The 19,541-nt window shown below is 47.6% G+C and carries 18 protein-coding genes; 8 read left to right on the top strand and 10 right to left on the bottom strand.

Annotation, left to right across the window (positions count from 1 at the left end; genetic code table 11):
- Positions 1 to 330: 330 nt before the first annotated feature.
- From EOPP23_RS15880 to EOPP23_RS21840, 3 genes are read left to right on the top strand one after another with little or no spacing between them, the layout of a single operon-like run.
- Entirely contained in the window at positions 331 to 579 is a 249-nt protein-coding gene (locus EOPP23_RS15880; RefSeq protein WP_153766970.1) for a FeoA family protein, read from the top strand.
- Positions 576 to 2,906 carry a Fe(2+) transporter permease subunit FeoB gene (gene feoB, locus EOPP23_RS15875; protein WP_153766969.1) on the top strand — a complete coding sequence of 777 codons (2,331 nt, stop codon included), beginning with the start codon at positions 576 to 578 and terminating at the stop codon, positions 2,904 to 2,906. The genes EOPP23_RS15880 and feoB overlap by 4 nt, the downstream gene beginning before the upstream one ends.
- Positions 2,906 to 3,175, top strand: a complete 270-nt coding sequence (locus EOPP23_RS21840; protein ID WP_153766968.1) for a FeoC-like transcriptional regulator — start codon at positions 2,906 to 2,908, stop codon at positions 3,173 to 3,175. Before feoB ends, EOPP23_RS21840 begins: the two co-directional genes overlap by 1 nt.
- On the opposite strand, the gene EOPP23_RS15865 is transcribed toward EOPP23_RS21840, so the two are convergent.
- The 3 genes from EOPP23_RS15865 to EOPP23_RS15855 all read right to left on the bottom strand — a co-directional run bounded on the left by EOPP23_RS15865 (position 3,075) and on the right by EOPP23_RS15855 (position 6,941).
- Positions 3,075 to 3,686, bottom strand: coding sequence for a class I SAM-dependent methyltransferase (locus EOPP23_RS15865; RefSeq protein WP_153766967.1), 612 nt, complete (start codon positions 3,684 to 3,686; stop codon positions 3,075 to 3,077). The genes EOPP23_RS21840 and EOPP23_RS15865 overlap by 101 nt on opposite strands.
- A gap of 291 nt (positions 3,687 to 3,977) precedes the next feature.
- Positions 3,978 to 5,549: a bifunctional UDP-sugar hydrolase/5'-nucleotidase UshA gene (gene ushA / locus EOPP23_RS15860; protein ID WP_153766966.1), complete on the bottom strand. Its 1,572-nt coding sequence runs from the start codon at positions 5,547 to 5,549 to the stop codon at positions 3,978 to 3,980.
- A 99-nt stretch (positions 5,550 to 5,648) separates the two neighbouring features.
- Positions 5,649 to 6,941, bottom strand: coding sequence for an OprD family outer membrane porin (locus EOPP23_RS15855; RefSeq protein ID WP_153766965.1), 1,293 nt, complete (start codon positions 6,939 to 6,941; stop codon positions 5,649 to 5,651).
- 466 nt (positions 6,942 to 7,407) lie between these two features.
- Here EOPP23_RS15855 and EOPP23_RS15850 point away from each other — a divergent pair, with 466 nt between their 5' ends.
- The 3 genes from EOPP23_RS15850 to EOPP23_RS15840 all read left to right on the top strand — a co-directional run bounded on the left by EOPP23_RS15850 (position 7,408) and on the right by EOPP23_RS15840 (position 11,509).
- Positions 7,408 to 7,947, top strand: a complete 540-nt coding sequence (locus EOPP23_RS15850; protein ID WP_153767232.1) for a peptidylprolyl isomerase — start codon at positions 7,408 to 7,410, stop codon at positions 7,945 to 7,947.
- 98 nt (positions 7,948 to 8,045) lie between these two features.
- Positions 8,046 to 9,344, top strand: coding sequence for a rhodanese-like domain-containing protein (locus tag EOPP23_RS15845; RefSeq protein WP_153766964.1), 1,299 nt, complete (start codon positions 8,046 to 8,048; stop codon positions 9,342 to 9,344).
- A gap of 23 nt (positions 9,345 to 9,367) precedes the next feature.
- Positions 9,368 to 11,509: a tRNA(Met) cytidine acetyltransferase TmcA gene (locus tag EOPP23_RS15840; RefSeq protein ID WP_370514802.1), complete on the top strand. Its 2,142-nt coding sequence runs from the start codon at positions 9,368 to 9,370 to the stop codon at positions 11,507 to 11,509.
- Here EOPP23_RS15840 and EOPP23_RS15835 read toward each other — a convergent pair.
- Positions 11,492 to 12,085, bottom strand: a complete 594-nt coding sequence (locus tag EOPP23_RS15835; protein WP_153766962.1) for a hypothetical protein — start codon at positions 12,083 to 12,085, stop codon at positions 11,492 to 11,494. The genes EOPP23_RS15840 and EOPP23_RS15835 overlap by 18 nt on opposite strands.
- A 233-nt stretch (positions 12,086 to 12,318) precedes the next feature.
- Between EOPP23_RS15835 and EOPP23_RS15830 the strand changes: the two genes are divergently transcribed.
- Positions 12,319 to 12,570, top strand: a complete 252-nt coding sequence (locus EOPP23_RS15830; RefSeq protein WP_153766961.1) for a GrxA family glutaredoxin — start codon at positions 12,319 to 12,321, stop codon at positions 12,568 to 12,570.
- A 22-nt stretch (positions 12,571 to 12,592) separates the two neighbouring features.
- Here the strand turns inward: EOPP23_RS15830 and EOPP23_RS15825 are convergent, their stop codons facing one another.
- The 3 genes from EOPP23_RS15825 to pdxH all read right to left on the bottom strand — a co-directional run bounded on the left by EOPP23_RS15825 (position 12,593) and on the right by pdxH (position 15,445).
- Complete coding sequence (locus EOPP23_RS15825; RefSeq protein ID WP_153766960.1) at positions 12,593 to 13,837, bottom strand: hypothetical protein; 1,245 nt, start codon at positions 13,835 to 13,837, stop codon at positions 12,593 to 12,595.
- A gap of 76 nt (positions 13,838 to 13,913) precedes the next feature.
- Positions 13,914 to 14,810, bottom strand: a complete 897-nt coding sequence (locus tag EOPP23_RS15820) for a hypothetical protein (RefSeq protein ID WP_153766959.1) — start codon at positions 14,808 to 14,810, stop codon at positions 13,914 to 13,916.
- The gene (gene pdxH, locus EOPP23_RS15815; protein WP_153766958.1) at positions 14,807 to 15,445 is read right to left on the bottom strand and encodes a pyridoxamine 5'-phosphate oxidase; all 639 of its coding nucleotides are present in this window, start codon (positions 15,443 to 15,445) and stop codon (positions 14,807 to 14,809) included. Before pdxH ends, EOPP23_RS15820 begins: the two co-directional genes overlap by 4 nt.
- A 123-nt stretch (positions 15,446 to 15,568) precedes the next feature.
- Between pdxH and EOPP23_RS15810 the strand changes: the two genes are divergently transcribed.
- Positions 15,569 to 16,507, top strand: a complete 939-nt coding sequence (locus tag EOPP23_RS15810) for a zinc-binding dehydrogenase (protein ID WP_153766957.1) — start codon at positions 15,569 to 15,571, stop codon at positions 16,505 to 16,507.
- Positions 16,508 to 16,535: 28 nt separating this feature from the next.
- Here EOPP23_RS15810 and EOPP23_RS15805 read toward each other — a convergent pair whose 3' ends face one another.
- The 3 genes from EOPP23_RS15805 to EOPP23_RS15795 form a co-directional block, all read right to left on the bottom strand.
- On the bottom strand, positions 16,536 to 17,330 hold the full coding sequence (locus EOPP23_RS15805; RefSeq protein ID WP_153766956.1) for an SDR family NAD(P)-dependent oxidoreductase: 795 nt from the start codon (positions 17,328 to 17,330) through the stop codon (positions 16,536 to 16,538).
- Positions 17,320 to 18,939, bottom strand: a complete 1,620-nt coding sequence (locus tag EOPP23_RS15800) for an NAD(P)/FAD-dependent oxidoreductase (protein WP_153766955.1) — start codon at positions 18,937 to 18,939, stop codon at positions 17,320 to 17,322. The genes EOPP23_RS15805 and EOPP23_RS15800 overlap by 11 nt, the downstream gene beginning before the upstream one ends.
- Positions 18,940 to 19,048: 109 nt before the next feature.
- A complete protein-coding gene (locus EOPP23_RS15795; protein WP_153766954.1) occupies positions 19,049 to 19,432 on the bottom strand; it encodes a DUF2237 family protein in 384 nt (127 codons plus the stop codon).
- Between the last annotated feature and the right edge of the window lie 109 nt (positions 19,433 to 19,541).

The following is a 19,541-nucleotide window of genomic DNA, read 5'->3' as shown; positions in this document are numbered from 1 at the left end:
ATCTTCAGGCCTTTTTTATTAGCCCTCACTTTCTCTCTATTGACTAAAATCATTGAACCTATTGGTTAACACGGACTGATGTCTCGGTAATTACCATGTTAATTACATGTTTGGTAAATTGTAACTATTCTCATTTAAACCTATTCTTGAACCTCGGTTTTACGCTTTATTTTTCATAATTGGCACAATCGTTTTATTCCGCAACCAACTGCGTTTTAAATGACTAACAGGTCACGATTATTGCTTTGCAGGCCAAAGTTGCAGATCGCAATTTCTGGTCATACTGAGTACTCAAACACCTATACACCGTGGTGTGAGAGGGAGATCAAAATGACGGTAACACTTGGAGAGCTCCGCAGTGGAGAGTCAGCCAGAGTTCTGGCGTTCAAAGCAGCAGGTGCCGCTTATAGGCGTAAATTGTTGGCTATGGGCCTAACTCCCGGTACTCAGTTTGTCGTAGCAAGAGTGGCTCCTTTGGGTGACCCCATTCAGTTACAGGTCAGAGGTTTCCAGCTAAGCCTGAGACGTCATGAAGCAGCAGTGATTGAGGTGGACGTGCTTGAGGTAGACAGAGCATGAACGATTACACCTTTGCCATTGTTGGCAACCCGAATTGCGGAAAAACGACAGTATTTAATGCCCTGACTGGTGCACGGCAGCGAGTGGGTAACTGGCCAGGTGTGACTGTCGAGCGACGCAGTGGCTTTTATCAGTATCAGGGAAAGCCTGTTGAAGTTGTCGACCTGCCGGGCACTTACTGCCTTGATGTTGTAGATGATCAGGTTTCCATGGACGAAAAAATCGCCCGTGATTTTGTCTTGTCCGGCAATGCACGTCTGATTGTTAATGTTATTGATGCTTCCAATCTTGAGCGGAATCTTTATCTGACGACACAACTACTGGACATGGGGCTGCCCGTAGTGATCGTCCTGAATATGATGGACGTTGCCAAAGAAAAAGGCATGGTGGTTGACCCCAGCGTTCTGGCCACTCGCCTTGGCTGTCCGGTTCACTGTGTCGTTGCCAGTAAAGAGCAGGGTATTGATGAGCTGAAAAGCTATCTGAATGATTACTTTGAAAATGGTCTGACAGTTGCTGAACCGATTCGCTATGAATCTGCAATGGAGTCAGCGATTGCTGAGCTGACTAATCAGGATGGAGCTGAGCAGCTGCTTCGCTGGCATGCCATCAAGCTGCTGGAGGGTGATCATCTTGCTGTCGAGCTAAGCCAGACTCAACAGGGAAAGATTGTTCTGGAGCGCCAAAAACTGGAAGAGCAGTTTCAAGCCGAAGTGGATATTCTGGTAGCGAATGGGCGTTATGAAGCTATTCGCGAAGTGATTGCTGACACCGTAAAAGAGAAAGGCAGTATCAGCCATAAACTCACTGATAGAATTGATGGTGTGGTTCTGAATCGTCTGCTCGGTTTACCGGTATTCTTTTTTATTATGTATTTGATGTTTATGTTTTCCATAAACATTGGCAGCGCCTTTATCGACTTCTTTGATATTTTTACCGGCACAATACTGGTTGATGGTCTGGGTCACTGGTTATCACAGATAGGCTCTCCGGATTGGCTGACCGCAATTCTAGCCAACGGTATTGGTGGTGGTATTCAGACGGTTTCGACCTTTATTCCGGTGATTGCTTTTCTGTTTTTGTTTCTTTCGATTCTTGAAGACTCGGGATACATGGCCAGAGCCGCTTTTGTAATGGATCGATTGATGCGTTACCTGGGGTTGCCCGGTAAAGCTTTTGTTCCCATGCTGGTGGGTTTTGGTTGTAATGTTCCGGCCATTATGGCGACCCGTACACTGGAGAATCAGCAGGACAGAATGCTGACCATCGCGATGGCACCCTTTATGTCTTGCGGTGCTCGCTTGCCCGTGTATGCGCTTTTTGCCGCGGCCTTCTTTCCAGCTTCTGGTCAGAATGTCGTGTTTGGCCTTTATCTTACAGGGATTCTTGCAGCGGTCTTTACCGGTCTTGTTCTGAAGAAATTCATGTTCAGTGGTGAAGTTTCTCCGTTTGTCATGGAGTTGCCTAACTATCATTTGCCCTCAGCCAAGCAGGTCGTACTCAGAACCTGGGATCGTCTTAAAGCATTTCTGTTCAGAGCAGGTAAAGCGATTGTGATGGTGGTTGTGGTGCTGAATACTCTCAACTCTATTGGTACGGATGGCTCTTTTGGCAATCAGGATACCGAGTCTTCTGTATTGAGTCAGATTGGTCAGACAATCACTCCTGCTTTTGCTCCAATGGGAATGCGGGAAGACAACTGGCCAGCTGCCGTGGGTATTTTCACCGGTATTCTGGCGAAGGAAGCCGTGGTCGGTACACTGGATGCGATGTATACGTCCATTGCCCGGCAGGGGAGTCCGGCTGAAAGTGATGAGGATTTCAGTCTTATGGCGGGTATCAATGAAGCGTTTGCCAGTATTCCTGCCAATCTTTCCGGTGTTGCTTCAGCGTTAACGGATCCATTGGGGTTGAATGTCGGTAATCTCGAAGATACGGAGTCCGTTGCTGAAGAACAGGGTGTTGATATGACAACCTTTGGTGTCATGCGACAGCTGTTTGACAGTAATGCTGCTGTGATCGCTTATCTTTTGTTGATTCTGCTTTATACGCCTTGTGTGGCAGCTCTCGGTGCTATCTATAGAGAGTCCGGCATTCGCTGGACCTTGTTTGTTGCAGGATGGACTTTCTTTATCGGTTACTCCTTTGCCACTATCTACTACCAGCTTTCCATAGTGAATATTCAGCCTCTGCTGTCCACAGGCTGGGTTTCTGCAATGCTGGCAGTGATGGCGCTTTGCTTCCTGTTTATTCGCAAGGCGGGGCAGCGCATGATCATGGCGGAAGTGCCGGTGTCATCACTCCCTGAATCCCGTGGTTGTCATTGATGTTGTTGGTCAGGCTTAAAGACTATATCGCCAGCCAGGGGCTTTGCTCCCTGGCTGAGATCAGTCAGCATTTCCGCAGTGACCCTGATGCGGTTCGAGGCATGCTGCAGCACTGGTTGAGAAAAGGACTGATTGCCTGCGAGCAATCAGGCTGTCAGAAGGGTTGTGTCAGTTGTGCCCCTGAGCAGCTTGAAATCTATCGCTGGCAGGCTGAGAGGGCTGACCAGAGAATTCCTCTTTGCAATATCCAGCCCGATACAGATAGATAGGTGTTTTGTAGAGATCATCAGCCTGCAGTACTTTCACAGGTTCCCACCCAGGCAGTCTGAACGTGTGGCTGATGATCAGGCAGCCTTCAGGTAAGTCTCTTTTCAGTTTTTTGGCCAAAGCCATCATCAGTGACGGGCACAGATAGCAAACGATCAGGCCTGCATCCGTTAAATTCCTTCCCAAAAAGTTCTCTTTACTGATTAATGTGTCACGGTTGTTACCAAAACGCAGTCTGGCAATGAGCCATGGTAGTGGCGATCGTTCTAGGCCTACAACCTGATTGTTTCGGTATTTATTGTCGAGCATTTCCAATAGTGAGCCGCTGCCGCAACCCAGCTCATAGACTTTGCCATCTACGTCTTCGGGTAGCAGTTGTTTCAGGGATTGTTTAACGCGGTTTGAGGTTGGGGTGGGAGAGATGCCCAGTTCCAGAGTCCAGAAGACAATGGAAATCATCATATAAATGCCTGCAGCAATAAGAAGAATGGCGAAAATCTCGGTCATATCCATGACATGCTCCTTTCTTTTCTGCGAGAAATATTCATCAGGAGAGCTAGATCAGCAGGGCTGGTGAATAAGATTTTCTCTGTTTTTTGTTGTTTTTATTCTTCTTCTCGGCTGTCAGGCTACAACATTGGGATCGTGTTTGTCACTATTGAAACGGATTAGTGCCGATATTTTTTAGTCGAAATGGGTGCAGGACGTTGCTCCTGCATACCGTCCATCCATGGACATAAAAGCCCGCACACTCATGATAAGTGGCGGGCTTAATAGCGGTAGGCTATCTACAGCAGTAAGCTGTTACAGACGAACAACACCTTCTGGTGCGAACTCTTCAGCTTTCAGCTGTGGGTGGTTTTCGATGTACTCACGCAGAACGTCAGCGTCTACGAAACCAGTATCAACATAACCTGGCTTAACTTTCAGGTTAGGGTATTTGTCACCACCACCCGCAGAGAAACTCAGGATAGCCATTTTGTAAGTCTTGTTCAGGTCAATGGCTTCGCCGTTGATCTTTACATCGCTTACCTTGCCGTTAGCAATGGTCATATCTGCGCCTTCAAAGTGAGCGAATGCACCACTGTTGGTTGGCTTCAGAGCAACAACGTTCAGGTAGTCAACAACTTCCTGACCAGTCATTTCAGTCGTGGTTACTGTGTTACCGAAAGGCAGCACTGTCAGAACGTCTTTGTAGGTGATTTCACCTTCGTCCATGCTGGCACGGATGCCGCCGCCGTTCATTACGGAGAAGTCAGCGCCAGTTTTTTCGATGAAAGCACGGTTCAGCAGAACAGCCAGGTTGGTAGGCTTAAAGCGAACTTCGCTGCGCTCACCCTGCAGACGTTCGTCCAGAGCACCTACCTTGATTTCGATCAGTTTGGAGGCTTTGTCCTTATAAGGCTTCAGCAGTTTAACCATTTCTTCGTTCTGAGCGAGGGTTGGCTTGCCTTTCTTGCCGTTAACTGCGATCAGCTTGTAATCAACCAGCTTCAGGTCGCCGTTCAGGAATTCGAAGTCAGCACGGCCAACGTACTTGCCCCATTCATGAGCCTGAACAATGTAAGTACCATTCTGCTGGTCCGGCTTGAACAGTGGATCCTGGGAGTGGCCGCCAACAATCAGATCAATGCCGTCTACGCTGCGAGCCAGAGTAACGTCACCAGGAGCGTTTACACCGTAGTCGCCGTTTGTATAGTGACCCATGTGAGTAGAAGCGATGATGATATCCGCTTTTTTCTCCAATTGAGGAACCAGCTTGGAAGCGACTTCAACTGGGGATTTGAATTCCAGGCCCTTAACGTTTTCAGGGCTGGTTTGGTCAGGAGTATCAGTGGTTGTCAGACCCATAACAGCAACTTTCAGGCCGTTAAACTCGAAAGTGGTGTAAGGATTGAACAGAGGCTTGCCAGTCGCTTCATCGATGATGTTAGCAGACAGGAATGGGAATTTTGCCCACTCTTTTTGCTGCATCAGGATATCGCGGGTGTTATCAAATTCGTGGTTGCCGATGGCCATGGCATCGTAGCCCAGCATGTTCATACCCAGAAAATCCGGCTCTGCTTCCTGCAGGTCAGACTCAGGTACACCGGTGTTTACATCGCCACCTGACAGCAGCAGTACATTACCGCCTTCCGCTTTAACCTCTTCACGAATCTGGTTAACCAGAGTCATACGGGCAGCCATGCCCCAGCGGCCTTTACGATCCTGCCAGAAACGACCGTGATGGTCATTAGTGTGAAGAACAGTCAGTTTGTAAACCTTGTCTTTCTCGTAGGTAACTTCAGGTTGTTGCTGAAGAAAAGAGCAGGCGCTGACAGAAATAGCAAGAGCTGTTGCGGTAAACAGCTTCAGTCCATTATTGACTGTAGACATATAATGTCGTCCGTTTATGTGATTGTTTGTGCTGGAAAAATCCTGTAACGGATTATCCGTTACAGGATTAAAACTTCAACTCATAATTCCTAAAAAGAATTAAAATTTGTAGTCGAGGTAAACACGTACTTGCTGTTCGTCGTTTTCCTGGCGACCCGTTTTGTATTCCAGACCGGACTGGTTATAGATTGCGTAGCGAACACGAGTGCTCAAGCCTTTAACGGACTTGAACTTGTATTTCATGTCGATGCCATGTTCATTTTCAGAAGCCTTGCCGCCGACAGCCAGGTCGATTCCTGAACCATGACGGAATTTGTAATCAATGCTCAAGCCATTATCGAACTTGTAGCCTGCACCCAGTGCGACAACGTTTTCTCCGTTCCAGTAGAATTCTTCAATCAGGCCAGAGTTAGTCCAGGTGTTCCATGCGCCGTAGCTGTACTTGCCAAAGTCGTAGTAATGACGACCCGTTTTATCATCGTAGTTTTCAGCTTTTGTGTAACCCAGACCTGCACGGACATAAGCCTGACCAATGGAGTACTTCACATTGAAGTCGTAAGTTTCAGCCTGATCCTTGAAACCATTACCGCCCCAGCCACCAGTGCCTGTCCAGAGGTCACCATTTTCCTGAGAAATGCGGTAGTTACCTTCAACAGCAAGCTTGCTGCCATCAGCCAGTTTGTAGCTGTGTTTGGCGATCAACTGGTGGCCTTTAACGTAATCCTTGGCGAAGCCATTCATATATTTCAGGCTGAGGCCGTTGGCGAACGTGTAGTTCACTTCTGCACCCACGATGGAGTCGATCCGCTCGCCACTAGCGGTGACCATTTGCTTCATGCCAGCACGGTCACGCGGAAGGACTTCGTTAACGTAGGCAATGCCGACATTCAAACCATGGATGTTGAAATCAGTATCGATGCCTTGCCAGGAGCTTGGAATTGAGCGAGAACCTGATCCTGAAATCAGACCGGTATAGATGCGGGCACGACCAGCCTTGAAAGAAAAGTTTGCGTCTTTATCGCCAAATTTACCTTTGATGTAAGCCTGGCCAAGCTTGGAGAAATCATTACCGCTGTCGTCCAGCAGGTTTTTGGAATCATAGTAGTCATACTTGCTGTTGTAGTATTCAGCAGAGTCCAGCTTCTTGATGCCGTAGAAAGAGGCGTCAAAACCAATAGTGTCAAAAATATAACCGGAGCGGAAATCAATCATGGCGCCTGCCGTAGCTGCTCCGGCGTCATTTTTTCCCTCTTTGCCATCAACTTTCATGTAAACAGCACGGACTTTACCTTTTACAGAAGCATCATCAATAAAATTACTAAAGCTGGCCTGAGCTGAAGAAGCTGCTACAACGGCAGCAATTGCCAATGGCAGAACACTTTTACGGTACATATTAACCCCTGTGTGTCTTTAATCGCTCTGATCATGTCTGTTTTTTTCGGACAAAAAGTCCCCGTTCCGAAAGAAATCGAATGATCAGATGTATTGAAATTTTGACCCGTACTGTTTTTTGGTGATCAGTCTTGAGCTGCAGAAATCCTATTCTTTCTTTTCAGTGAATTCACGCATAAATAGCAATTAAATGGTTAAAATTTGACTTGCCTCAAGAATCTATAGTTGACAATTAAATGCGTCGAATGTCTGAATAAAATAATTGAGTAAAGATCGTTGTTAGTCACTAAATTGGCTGGTCTGGGATGTGGGTGTTGATATTAATGTGAGTATTAAACTCGCTCTACGCATTCTTATAATTGTTCAGTAAAATAAAGCGACGACTTATTAATAAGGATTTTCAGTGTTGAATAAAATGAAGAGTTTCCTGTTGGCAGGCCTGCTCATTGTTGTTTCCGGCTATACGATGGCTGAAACGATTGATGTGCGTATGTCGACCAATAAGGGGGATATGGTGATTCGCCTGAACCCTGAGCGTGCACCTGTCACTGTTAAGAACTTTCTCTCTTATGTAGATAAGGGTTATTACAATAACCTGATTTTTCACCGTGTGATTAATGGCTTTATGATTCAGGGTGGAGGTTTCAGTGCAAGTCTGGAAAAGAAATCCACTTCTGCTGCCATCAAGAACGAATCCACCAATGGCTTGAGTAATCGCCGTGGTACGATTTCCATGGCTCGAACCAGTAATCCGGACAGCGCCACGGCTCAATTCTTTATAAACCTGAAGAATAACGACTTTCTGAATGCATCAGTAGGTCGCCCTGGCTATGCCGTATTTGGTGAGTTGGTTGAAGGTATGAAGGTACTCGACACCATTGGCGCTGTGAAAACAGGCAGAAAGGGTTCTTACAGTGACGTACCCGTTCAGCCGGTTATCATTCTGAAAGCAGAACGTGTATTGAAAGAGAAAAAGAAAGCGGCAACTACTAAGAAGGTCAGTTAATCTTTTATTGCCAACAATAGGGGTATTCCCTTCTCAATCAGGTCGGTATGCATTGGTAGAATGGCCGACCTGATTCTTAGCTGTAGAAATACAACTCCATGATTCAATGGTTAAAATACATTGTTTTACTGCTGGTGCTGCCTTTGATGGTTTCCTGTGACAAGTTCTGGAATCACCGTATTGAGCTCAGGCACGTAAACGCAGAAAAAATGACACTGCTGGTCGAACAGGGGTATGCCCTGTTGGATGCCAGAGACAGTAACTGGTACAACGGCTGGCCTGCTAATGGTCGGTTGGTGGGCGGACATATTCCCAAAGCAAGAAACTTTGATGTTGCCTGGCTGGAACAAAAGCCTGAACTGCTAAAAGAACTGCTTGCTACCAAAGGCATTACACCAGATAGAGGTGTGGTTGTTTATGGTAAGGATAAGCAGGATGCCCAGGTATTGGGGCAGTGGCTGGTGGCCGAGATGGGCTTTGCGAAGAAAAAAGTTCTGATTTTTGAGGAAGGTTTCAGCCAGTGGCTGGCAAAAGGTAATCAGCCAGAGAAGTTACCAGGTTATCAACGACTGGTAACACCTTATTGGCTGGATGCTCATATCAGAGCTATGCCCGAGTTGAAGGTGCTTGATGTTTCCTGGGGCGATGGCCTGCGATACCAGACCGGACATATTCCAGGTGCTTTGCACCTTGATACAGGCTCTATTGAGTCAGAGCCGTTATGGAATATTCGTGATGCTCAGTGGCTTGAAAGAGAGCTGCTGAATCTGGGTATTCAGTCCAGTACGCCAGTCGTTGTCTATGGCGATGATATGATGGCGGCTGCCAGAGCTCTGTTTGTTCTGAAGTATGCGGGCGTTGGTGATGTACGGTTACTCAATGGTGGCTGGAAAGCCTGGGTTGAATCGGGCTATCCGATAGAAAGAAAGATAAACCAGCCGGTAGCTGTTCAGAGTTTTGGTGCTGAGATTCCTGCCGTCGCTGATATTCTTGCTGACACCGAAGGGGTTGCAAAGCTTCAGCACGAAGAACATAAAGCTTTGATCAGTGTTCGTTCCCTGGCTGAATATAAGGGAGAAACCAGCGGTTACAACTATATTGACAAGGCTGGCAGGATCCCCGGCGCGCTCTGGGGGCATTCAGGCTCTGATCCTTATCATATGGAAGCCTATATCAATCCTGATAATACACTGCGGGAATACCATGATATGGAAAGCTACTGGCAGGAGCTGGGTATAGAGGCTGATGATGAGCTGACTTTCTATTGTGGTACTGGCTGGCGTGCCAGTCTGGCCTGGTTTGCAGCCAGTCTGATGAATTATAAAAACATTGCAGTCTATGATGGTGGCTGGATGGAATGGAGCCGCGACCCATCCCGACCCATTGATAAAGGCTGAGAAAACAGGACTGAAACTTGAGTGTGCTGAAGCAGCTGGATCAGATTATTGAATCTGCACAAAACAACAATCACCGACAGCTGCTGGTTCTGGCTGGAAATGAGGTCTGGGGGCAGCAGTTGGCTGAACAAATGTTCAGCCATATTGAAGCTTCCATACCGTTATGGATTGGTGAACGGGAAACTCAGCATACATCGGTTCGTGCGAAACAGGTGTTTGGCTGGCTGGGACGTGAGCTGGATCTGATTGTTTTTAATGCTTATTCAGGGTTTGATGTTGATGCCTTTGGTGCCGTGTCAGGCAGTTTGAAGGCGGGCGGTATACTGATTCTATTAACACCTGAATTGAGCCGCTGGCCTGATTATAAAGACCCCGAGCATTCAAGGCTCTGTGTTCACCCTCATAAAGAAATTCCCGCTTCCAGTTATTATTTGAAGCGATTGGCCTCTCTGGTAGAGGGCAGTACAGCAGTAACACGTATTACTGAGTCAGACCCTGAGTCGTTTATAATGGCCTCTTATAAAGCCATTTCAGAAACGGCAGTGACAGATGTTGAGGCTCCCTATCGGACCCATGAGCAGCAACAGGCTGTAGATGCTTTAGTTCGTGTAGCAAAGGGCCATCGTCGTCGGCCTCTGGTACTGACGGCTGACCGTGGTCGTGGTAAGAGCGCTGCATTGGGCATTGCTGCAGCTCAATTGCTGCAGAATGGCTTACAGAGAATTTTCGTCACAGCACCTTCAATGGCAGCGGTTGAAGTTATGTTCAGGCATGCTGACGCTTTACTGCCCAGTGCTGAAACCTCTGCAGGTCGAATTGAGTGGCAGGGTGGCTTTGTTCAGTTTATTGCACCCGATGAACTGGCTCAGTCTGTCAGTCAGATTGAATGCGACCTTATGCTGGTGGATGAAGCAGCTGCGATTCCAGTTTCAATTCTGACAGCCCTTTTGAAAAGTTGTTCGCGTATTGCGTTTGCTTCCACGATTCATGGTTATGAAGGAACCGGGCGAGGCTTTGCGGTCAAGTTTAAAAAAGTGCTTGATCAAGTGGCGCCTAAATGGCGAGGCATGCACATCAATCAGCCGGTTCGGTGGTCGGCCAATGATCCTCTTGAAGCTTTCGTGTTTCAGGCGCTGCTATTGAATGCTGAACCTGACAGTGTTTCTCAATCCAAAGAAGTAAATCGACCAGATTACGAGTTTGAAAAGCTGAATAGAAACGAACTGGCTGACAACGAAAACCTGTTGAAGCAGGTTTTTGGTCTGCTGGTTCTCGCCCATTACAAAACCCGGCCTTTTGATCTTCGGCACCTGTTGGATGGCCCCAACATTGAAGTGTTTGTGATGAAGCTTGAAGGTGTTGTGGTTGCAACAGCGTTGCTGGCTAAAGAAGGCGGAATTGAGGATGAGTTGCAGGAAGCAGTCTGGCTGGGTAAACGGCGCGTTAAAGGCCACCTTTTACCGCAGTCACTGAGTAATCATGCCGGTTTTCCTGAAGCTGTTGGCTTTGAGGGTTATCGGGTTATTCGTATAGCTGTTCATCCAGACCTGCAGGGGCAGGGTATAGGCCAGCTGTTTCTGGATAAGCTAACGGTATACGCGCAACAGCAGCAACTTGATTTTATGGGTAGCAGCTTTGGTGCCAGTGAAGAACTGGTTCGGTTCTGGTCACTCTGTGGTTATCAATCTGTTAGAGCGGGGTTGGTAAGAGAGGCCAGCAGTGGTGGCTATTCGCTGATGGTCATCAAACCTCTTTCACCAGCGTTTGAAAAGCTGTTGCCAGAGATTCTTGAACGATTTACCGAAAACCTGCTCTTACAACTGCCTGATCATCTGCAATCCATGGAAACTGCTTTGGCTCGGAATATCCTTTGCAGTTGTCAGATTCCTCCGATGACGTTATCGACTCGTGATAAGCTTGATCTGGAATCATTTGTTCATTCCGATCGGCTTTATGAAAGCTGCCAGCTGGCTATTCGAAAGCTCCTGCTAATTAGTTTCTTGGAGCAAGAGGCTGCTGACGATCATAGAGACTTACTGGTGGCTAAAGTGCTTCAGAACCAAAGCTGGCAACAGTTGGCCAGTAGCTTTGGTTTAACCGGAAGAAAGCAGGTAGTGGCTAGATTGAAGAGTGACACAGGGCAGTTGTTAGCTGCCCTTAGCTGAGCTCTTCGAATTTGAAACTTTTGCCTTACTTTTGCTCTTTGATTTGCCCAGTTGGTTACCGTAGTTTTGGTGGACTCTGTAAGTGATTTCGCAACGACCTTCAGAGGGCTCTTTCATAATGGCACTTACGCCACCTTCATTCTTTGTCCAGGTGAAATCACCCAGCTTTTGGATTTCAGACCATTCAGGATTTTTCTTCTGATACGTTGAGCAGGCTTCCTGATAAGTAATACCTATCACGCTGTAAGCAAGGCAGCTGCGACCAAATTTAATAAAGGTGGTGTTCTTCCAGACACTGTCCCCTTCCGAGCCCCAGGTCGCCATAATATTAAAGCTTCGATTATTGAAATAGCCGGTAGAAGCAATGGCATTACCCTGTTTGTCGAGATCCTTAAACTCGGCATTAATAGCCTGATCGCACTTGTTAAAACCGGCTTTATGGGCCAGTTTGATCAGGTTGGAGGCCTGAGCGGGTGGTGATTGAAATAGCAGCGGTATGAGAAGAAGCGGAATAGTGAAGTAGCTGAATAATGCGTGAAACAGATTCTTTGTTAACCGCTCTATTCTTTTAGCCATGATCCATGGTTCTCTGTTAAGTGTGCAGACACACATAACCGAATATTGAATGGCTGTATTCCCGCCGGTGGCGGGGATGCAGCTTAAGAATTCATATATTCGGTTTCTTATAGATATCCTCTATCGAAATACAAGAAAATAACGATTTAGAGAATCAGGTTTGCCTGTTTATAGTTAGCGGCATAGAGATTTCCCAATTTAGCCGCTCTTTGTTAGAGCAGAGGTATAGCGTTATGGATCGTTTCACTGTTTTTGGTCGCCCAGGTTGTGGTTTTTGTGTTCGTGCCAAGGAAGTTCTGGAAAATCGCAGCCTGCCATTCCTGTATGTAGATATTCATAAGGAAGGTATTTCCAAGGCAGATCTGGAAAAGACAGTAGGCAGATCAGTAGAAACCGTGCCGCAGGTATTTCATGGCCAGAAGTATATTGGTGGCTTCACCGAACTGGACGCCTACCTGAAAAATGATTTTCAGGCAGACGCATAAAGTTTCGAGTTTATCTCCTCGGTCAGGGTTTGACTGAGGAGTAAATGGCGAGTTCTGTTGTATCTTTCAGCTCGTTCCAGAGTGTAATCAGCAGATATTTTTCGTCGTGAGACCAGCAGGCTGATGTTGGATAAGGTCCTGTAAAAAATCGTTGATAGAGTGTTTCTGCTCTTGCTTCCCCATTCACATTAATTGAAACCACTTCATTGGGTGGGAACAAATTTCGTGATGATACGTGGCCAGCAATCTGTCTGGGAGAATGTTTTAGAGGTGTGCTTTGACCGCTGATATCCTGAAGGGTGAACAGGGCTTTCTGATCTTTAACATAAAATTGAGCATTCTGAATAAAAGACTGAGAGCTGCCTGATTGATCCAGAAGTGTTCGCTTTTGCCACGACTGAGTGGAATATTCAAGAATATCCCCGTAAGAAAACACCAGCAGTTGGCTGCCAGTGCTGTTAATCAGGTTGGCATCACCATAATCAATAGGCAGTGATTTAATGACTGGTTGTACGTTGCTCTTCAATCCAGTTACCTGATACGTCTCCCGATTGTGAGCAAGATAAGCTGTTTCGCCGTTTGCGGTGAGGCTTAATCCGTGGTCTCCACCATCAGCTGAATACCCATGCCAGGCAGGCATCTCAATGGCTGTTGACTTCGCGTCTTTGTCGCTGACAGTGACCTGGTTCAACCAGCGTTTACCTGTGCAGTGGCCGCTGTCATCACAGCTGCTGGTCTCCAGGCTGACAAAATAAACGTATTCTCCCTGATTATCTGCGGCAAGAGAGAAACTGTTGCCGGGAAAAATGTCGCCAGGGAAATCTGCTACTTCAAGACGATCTGACGATACCTTACCGTCCCTGAGGGGGAAGGCGTAAACAGTATTGCCTGCACCGGGAAGGTTATTGAAAGCCATGACATAGATGATTTCGTCACCGCCATTGGTTACGAAGAGACCTGAATTAGCGGCACTACCATTTAAGTTCAGAGTGGCAACGATTCTGCCCTGTTCGTAATCAACCAGTGTTGCACCTGTTTCACCGCTGACCAGTGCCAGTGGATACAGTTTTGATGTAACAGTGCTGTAAGGGTGGTTGGGTACGTTTTTAATAATCTTTTTTTCAGTGGAAGGCTCAGTGACAGATACGAGATCAGGCTCTTCTTGCTGCTCTTGTTTCTGTTCTTCCAAAGGAAGTGCCAGTACCTGGCCTGTCAGAAGGGATAAGAACATCAGTGAGATTGAGACTGTTCGAATGCTATCAAGCATAAAAAAACTCCGGAAGAAACTGGCCAGATAAAAATAGCAGTAAATGTCCGGAGCTGATTGTTCGTTTATAGCGGCTTTATGCGTACCTGTAGATTCTGGAATGAGGGTTGTCGGAGATTCGAACCAGTTTGGTATCACTGCGAGTCAAGCGTTCCTGCTTGGCAGCGGGATCAAACGGGCGAATACGATTAAATTCCGGCAGCGGCGCACACTTATCCAGTTTTACAAAGACGGGCAGTGGTACATTAATCTGTCCGGGGTATTCCTTCTTCAAATCCTTATCCAGCTTGCGAAGGGTTTCGATATCTTTATGCCAGGTCAGGTTGGCTCTCAGGTGAGGTGCCAGCAGCCGTTTGATAATTACCGGTTCTGTTTTTGGCATCTGCGCCAGAACTTCAATATCTTTCTGGATTGCTGCAGAAGCCAGATATTTTTTTTGCAGGTGTTCAATGGCTTCAGAAGCACTTAAGCGAACCGAGCCGCTGTGATGGGCCGCCCAGCTAAAACCAATCCTCTTGGGTGCTGTATCAAACAGCTTCAGCTGGCGATAGCTTTGAACAAAATGAATATGCTGGATTTTCAGTCCACCCAGCAAACCATCTCTTAGCTTTTCCGATGCTTCTTCGATGGCTTGAATACTGTCGCCAAACAGTTTGCGATAATCAGACATGGCCTTTTTGAAGCTATCTCTGGCTTCATTCAGCTGATGCCCAATGATTAATGTCTTTTCAGAAATACCGACAATGCCCGGAAGTCGAGCGGTTTCCTGTTTGTTCTGATGTTCATTGTACGTCAGGCGGCAGGCCGTTTCGGCCGCCAGAGCCCGGTCAGACTGAGCTTCGTCCATCTCTTTCATAACCCAGACTGGCAGAGTGTGGTCTGCCAGTACTGCATCACGAAACTGGTTGTTTACTTCCACCAGTTTGATCAGTTCATCGCGAACAGCAAGAGTTGCAGCGGTTCTGCGACTCATGGTGCCAGTCTCTCAATATGCCATTGATTATCCTGCTGACGGGTATAAAGGAAGCGGTCGTGAAGACGACTTGGGCGACCTTGCCAGAATTCAATTTTCTCCGGAACGACACGGTAGCCGCCCCAGAAGTCAGGCAGTGGCACTTTACCCTCACTGAATTTACGTTTCATTTCCGCCAGTTTCATTTCCAGCACTTTACGGCCGGTGATAACGGAGCTTTGGTGAGATACCCAGGCACCCAGCTGGCTGCCGTGAGGGCGGCTGGTGAAATAGCGCAGGGAATCTGTCTTGGATATTTTCTCTACACGACCACGGACAATCACCTGACGCTCCAGGCTGATCCAAGGGAACATCATGGCGACATTGGGATTCTCGGAAATTTCCCGGGACTTGTTGCTGCTGTAGTTAGTAAAAAAGACAAAGCCTTCTTCACTGACGTATTTCAGCAGCACCGTACGCAGGCTGGGAATACCGTCAGCAGATGCAGTCGCAAGGCTCAGGGCATTAGGTTCAGGCAGTTGTGCTTCCTGAGCCTGCTTAAACCAGAGATCGAACTGGCTGAACGGGTTTTCATCCAGGGTGTCCCGATCCAGTCCGGCCTGAGTGTAATTCTCCCGCAGATGACTGATATCCATGATCTTTCTTAACTCGCTAAAAGGTATAAGAGTTATTCTATAGAATTCTCAATGCCTGAGAAACCGGCGGGCTAGAATGGCCAGCAAAGAAGAGTAATAACAAAAAGAATAAACGGAACATTTATGAAAGCCGTTCGCTGCTGTGACAAACATATTCAGGTGCAGGAAGTAGCCAGGCCAGCAGGTGATGGCGTTAGAGTCAAAGTGGTTTCCTCCGGTATCTGTGGTTCTGACCTTCATCTTATTAATTCGGGCTTTACACCACCCGTAACCCTTGGCCATGAAGTAGCAGGCATACTGCCTGATGGAAGAGCGGTTGCCATTGAGCCTTTAGCTCCCTGCGGTCACTGTGATCAGTGTACGACGGGCAATTACCATTATTGCCGCCTTGGCGGAGGCATGATTCATGGTGTCTTCAGGGAAGGTGGAATGGCAGAGGAAATACTGGTGCCGGAACGTAGTATCGTAACTCTTCCCAATAATGTCAGCGCCAGTGATGCCTGTCTGGTTGAACCGCTGGCTGTTGCCATGCACGGTGTGAGAATGCTTGATCTTCAACCTCAGAGCAGGGTAGCTGTTATTGGTGCTGGTTCGGTGGGTTTGGCAGTTACAGCGATTCTTACCAGTCATTTGCAAGACGTTGCTCTGACAGCGCGCCATGATGCCCAGAAACAGGCGGGAGAAAGGTTAGGAGCGAAACTGGAATGCGCTGGTGAGTATGATGTCGCAGTAGACTGTGCTGGGACCTCGGACTCTCTGGCTCAGACTGCAACTCTCTGCAAGCCGGGCGGCATTGTTCTGATGCTGGCGACTTACTGGGATGGTGTTCAGCTGCCTACGCGGGAAATGGGAATGAAGAACCTGCGTTTTTACACGTCTTCTCTCTATGGTCAGCAGGGGTTAGTGAAAGATGTTGAAGTGGCAGCCCAACTATTGGCCAACAGGCCAGAGCTGCCGGAAATATTGATCACTCATCGTTTGCCGCTGGAAGCAGCCGTAGAAGCCTTTGCAATCGCAGGTGACCGCAAAGCAGGTGCCATTAAAGTGGTTCTGGAGCCCTGAATGCAAGGCTCCTTTCAATAAGCTGAGGTCAGCTCAATCCCATCAGTTCAACAATGCCATGGCTGTGTCCGGCACTGTAACCGCCATCGACAACCAGGCTGTGGCCATTTACATAACTGGCGTCGTCGGAAGCAAGAAAGCTGGCGGCGGCAGCGATCTCTTCCGGCTTGCCAAGACGGCCCACCTTGGTTTCTCTGATGATGTCATCTTTAAAGGCCGGTAGCTGTCCGATAGCCTGTTCCAGCAAAGGAGTTTCGATAAAGCCGGGGCAGATGCTGTTAGTGCGAATGCCCATACGACCGTAGTCCATTGCCAGATTCTTGGTGAGTATGACCACGCCACCCTTTGAAGCGTTATAGGCGCTGCCGCATTCGGTTCCGTTTAAACCTTCGATACTGGCAATGGTGACAATGCTGCCAGAGTGCTGTTTCATCATGGTCGGTAGTACCGCTTTAATGCAGAGGTAAGTGCCTTTCAGGTTGACGTCGATGGTGTCGTTCCAGTCAGCCTCTTCCAGCATATGCAGGGGGCCAGCCTTACTGATACCTGCTGCAGTCAACAGAATGTCTGCACGACCATAATCGACTATCACCTGTTCAAAGGTTTTCTTTACTGCACTTCCATCGCTGACATCCAGTTTATAAAAGCGAGAGTCCGGGCTTAGCGCCTTGACCTGTTGCCAGTCACCTTCCTTTATATCGATGCCGGCAATCATTGCCCCTTCTTCTGCAAGGCGACGGGCGCAAGCTAATCCAATGCCTGAACTGGTTCCGGTAACAATAGCCAGCTTGCCTGAGAAGCGTTTGTAATTGTTAGTGGTCATTGCTTGTGCTTCCTGCAGGTTGAAATTGAAACCCTTCATAGTCATTCTCGACGACGGACTGGCAAATCTGTCTGTAGCCAGGTACGCCTCCGGCATAAGGCATAAACTGTCGCGGTTTACTGGGGATATTAGCGCCCAGATACCAGGAGTTGCAGCTTGGATACAGGGTGTAGCCAGCGATGGTGTTGACCTGTTCCAGCCATGAAGTCTGCGCCTTAATGGTGGCTTCAATTGAGCCAAGCTGTTTTGTCCGCATGTAGCTGATGCAGTCGGTAATCCAGTTCACATGTTGGTGGATCGAGACCATTACATTGGTTAATACAGAAGGGCTGCCCGGACCTGTGACCGTAAACAGATTAGGGAAACCATGAACAGCCAGCCCTAAATAGTTGTCAGATCCTTGACTCCAGATGTTATCTAAACGTTGCTGGTCGTTGCCTTCTATTTTTATATTACGTACAGCGCCGGTCATAGCGTCAAAGCCTGTCGCCAGAATAAGAGCATCGAACTGATATTCAGTGTTATCAGTGATCAGTCCTTTTTCTGTAAAGCATTCGATAGGATTATCTTTTATGCTGACCAGTGACACATTGTCACGGTTATAGGTGTCATAGTAGTTGGTATCAATACATGGGCGTTTACAGGCAAATAGATCAGTAGGGCAGAGCAACTCAGCGGTAGTTTTATCCTTGACGATGGTGCGTATTTTATTGCGAATAAATTCAGAGGCTATTTCATTGGCGTCGCTGTTCAACAGAAGATCGCTGTAACTGTGGGTGAAGCCAACACCGCCGTCTTGCCAGCGCTGCTCAAATTCAGCCTGTTGTTCGGTTTCGCTCACATCGAAGACAGACTGCTCATTCACTTCACCTTTGAATACTACGCCACCAAAGGACTGGCTAGCCTTATCTCGTAGCTGCTGGTAGTTGTTTCTGGTGTTATTAATCTCTTCTGTGCTCAGCGGCCTATTTCCGGCCGGTAACGAGTATGAGGCAGAGCGTTGAAAAACAGTGAGTTGTCTGGCCTGTTCAGCAACGACAGGGATGGCCTGAATACCGGAGGAGCCTGTACCAATAACAGCGACTCGCTTGCCTGTGAAGTCGACGGGCTGTTCAGGCCATCGGGCGGTGTGATAGACCTCACCCTTGAAATCTTCAAGACCATTAAATCTGGGTGTGTTCGGGACGGACAGGTTGCCAGTGGCCATAATGCAGAACTGGGCCTGAAACTGTTCCCCCGTCGTCGTGGTGATCAGCCAGTGTTGATGATTCTTTCGGTATTCTGCGGATTGAACGCGAGTATTGAACTGAATGTCTTTTTTCAGATCAAAACGGCTGGCGACGTGTTTTGCGTATTCCAGAATTTCTGGTTGAGAAGGGTAGAGTTCAGTCCATTTCCATTCCTGTTCCAGTTCCTTATCAAACTGGTAGGAGTACTGCATGCTCTCAACATCGCAGCGACAGCCGGGATAGCGATTATGAAACCAGGTTCCGCCGACTTCACTGGCTGATTCCAGTATCAGTGCATTGAAACCTTCCCGCCGTAAATGATGCAGCAGTTGCATACCGGCAAAGCCAGCACCAACGACGATGACATCCTTTTTTATCATTATTATTGTCCTGTGGATGATTCAGCGGCTAAAAGCCTTTAATTTGATAGCACAGGTGTCTTATTAAATCTATAGAGTTATAGAAGTTGCTTGATGGGTGGAGTGGTGTTTATGAAAGGTCCAGAGCCTTTGATTTGAGTATGTCCAGCGGAATCACTTCCAGACTTTTAATATGGGTAGACAGTATAAAAACGGCGGGAGCCTGATTGTCTCGATAAGCTTCCAGCCAGCGATGAGCACAAAGACACCAGCGGTCTCCGGGCTTCAGCCCAGGAAAACCGAACTCTTCCTTTGGTGTACTTAAATCATTCCCTCTGCTGATTGAATATTGAAGAAATTCTTTGGTTGTCTGAACGCAGATCGTATGAATGCCGGTATCCATAGGGCTGGTATGACAATAGCCATCGCGAAAAAAGCCGGTGACAGGGTCAAGGCAGCAGGGTTCGATAGGAAGACCAAGTACATTGAGTTGGGGCGGTTTGGTGTCAGGCATGCCAAGGCTCTCTTTAATAGTAATGTTTACAGAAGCTCTAATAGACAGTCATTGTTTAATGGCTGGCAGTGCTTATTTTAGCGTCGTCAAACTGGACAGCGAAAAAAAC

It is taken from the genome of Endozoicomonas sp. OPT23 (assembly GCF_009653635.1).
Taxonomy (GTDB): domain Bacteria; phylum Pseudomonadota; class Gammaproteobacteria; order Pseudomonadales; family Endozoicomonadaceae; genus Endozoicomonas_A.
The sequence above is the reverse complement of the archived record's forward strand: the minus strand, read 5'-3'. Positions and strand labels throughout refer to the sequence as shown.

Bases quoted from the DNA above. Each gene is read 5' to 3' on its own strand.
- EOPP23_RS15795 (WP_153766954.1), bottom strand. From the start codon at position 19,432: ATGCCTGACACCAAACCGCCCCAACTCAATGTACTTGGTCTTCCTATC.
- EOPP23_RS15850 (WP_153767232.1), top strand. From the start codon at position 7,408: ATGGCTGAAACGATTGATGTGCGTATGTCGACCAATAAGGGGGATATG.
- EOPP23_RS15855 (WP_153766965.1), bottom strand. From the start codon at position 6,941: ATGTACCGTAAAAGTGTTCTGCCATTGGCAATTGCTGCCGTTGTAGCA.
- pdxH (WP_153766958.1), bottom strand. From the start codon at position 15,445: ATGGATATCAGTCATCTGCGGGAGAATTACACTCAGGCCGGACTGGAT.
- EOPP23_RS15835 (WP_153766962.1), bottom strand. From the start codon at position 12,085: ATGGCTAAAAGAATAGAGCGGTTAACAAAGAATCTGTTTCACGCATTA.
- EOPP23_RS15845 (WP_153766964.1), top strand. From the start codon at position 8,046: ATGATTCAATGGTTAAAATACATTGTTTTACTGCTGGTGCTGCCTTTG.
- EOPP23_RS15805 (WP_153766956.1), bottom strand. From the start codon at position 17,330: ATGACCACTAACAATTACAAACGCTTCTCAGGCAAGCTGGCTATTGTT.
- EOPP23_RS15880 (WP_153766970.1), top strand. From the start codon at position 331: ATGACGGTAACACTTGGAGAGCTCCGCAGTGGAGAGTCAGCCAGAGTT.
- EOPP23_RS15825 (WP_153766960.1), bottom strand. From the start codon at position 13,837: ATGCTTGATAGCATTCGAACAGTCTCAATCTCACTGATGTTCTTATCC.
- feoB (WP_153766969.1), top strand. From the start codon at position 576: ATGAACGATTACACCTTTGCCATTGTTGGCAACCCGAATTGCGGAAAA.
- EOPP23_RS21840 (WP_153766968.1), top strand. From the start codon at position 2,906: ATGTTGTTGGTCAGGCTTAAAGACTATATCGCCAGCCAGGGGCTTTGC.
- EOPP23_RS15800 (WP_153766955.1), bottom strand. From the start codon at position 18,939: ATGATAAAAAAGGATGTCATCGTCGTTGGTGCTGGCTTTGCCGGTATG.
- EOPP23_RS15865 (WP_153766967.1), bottom strand. From the start codon at position 3,686: ATGGATATGACCGAGATTTTCGCCATTCTTCTTATTGCTGCAGGCATT.
- ushA (WP_153766966.1), bottom strand. From the start codon at position 5,549: ATGTCTACAGTCAATAATGGACTGAAGCTGTTTACCGCAACAGCTCTT.
- EOPP23_RS15820 (WP_153766959.1), bottom strand. From the start codon at position 14,810: ATGAGTCGCAGAACCGCTGCAACTCTTGCTGTTCGCGATGAACTGATC.
- EOPP23_RS15830 (WP_153766961.1), top strand. From the start codon at position 12,319: ATGGATCGTTTCACTGTTTTTGGTCGCCCAGGTTGTGGTTTTTGTGTT.
- EOPP23_RS15810 (WP_153766957.1), top strand. From the start codon at position 15,569: ATGAAAGCCGTTCGCTGCTGTGACAAACATATTCAGGTGCAGGAAGTA.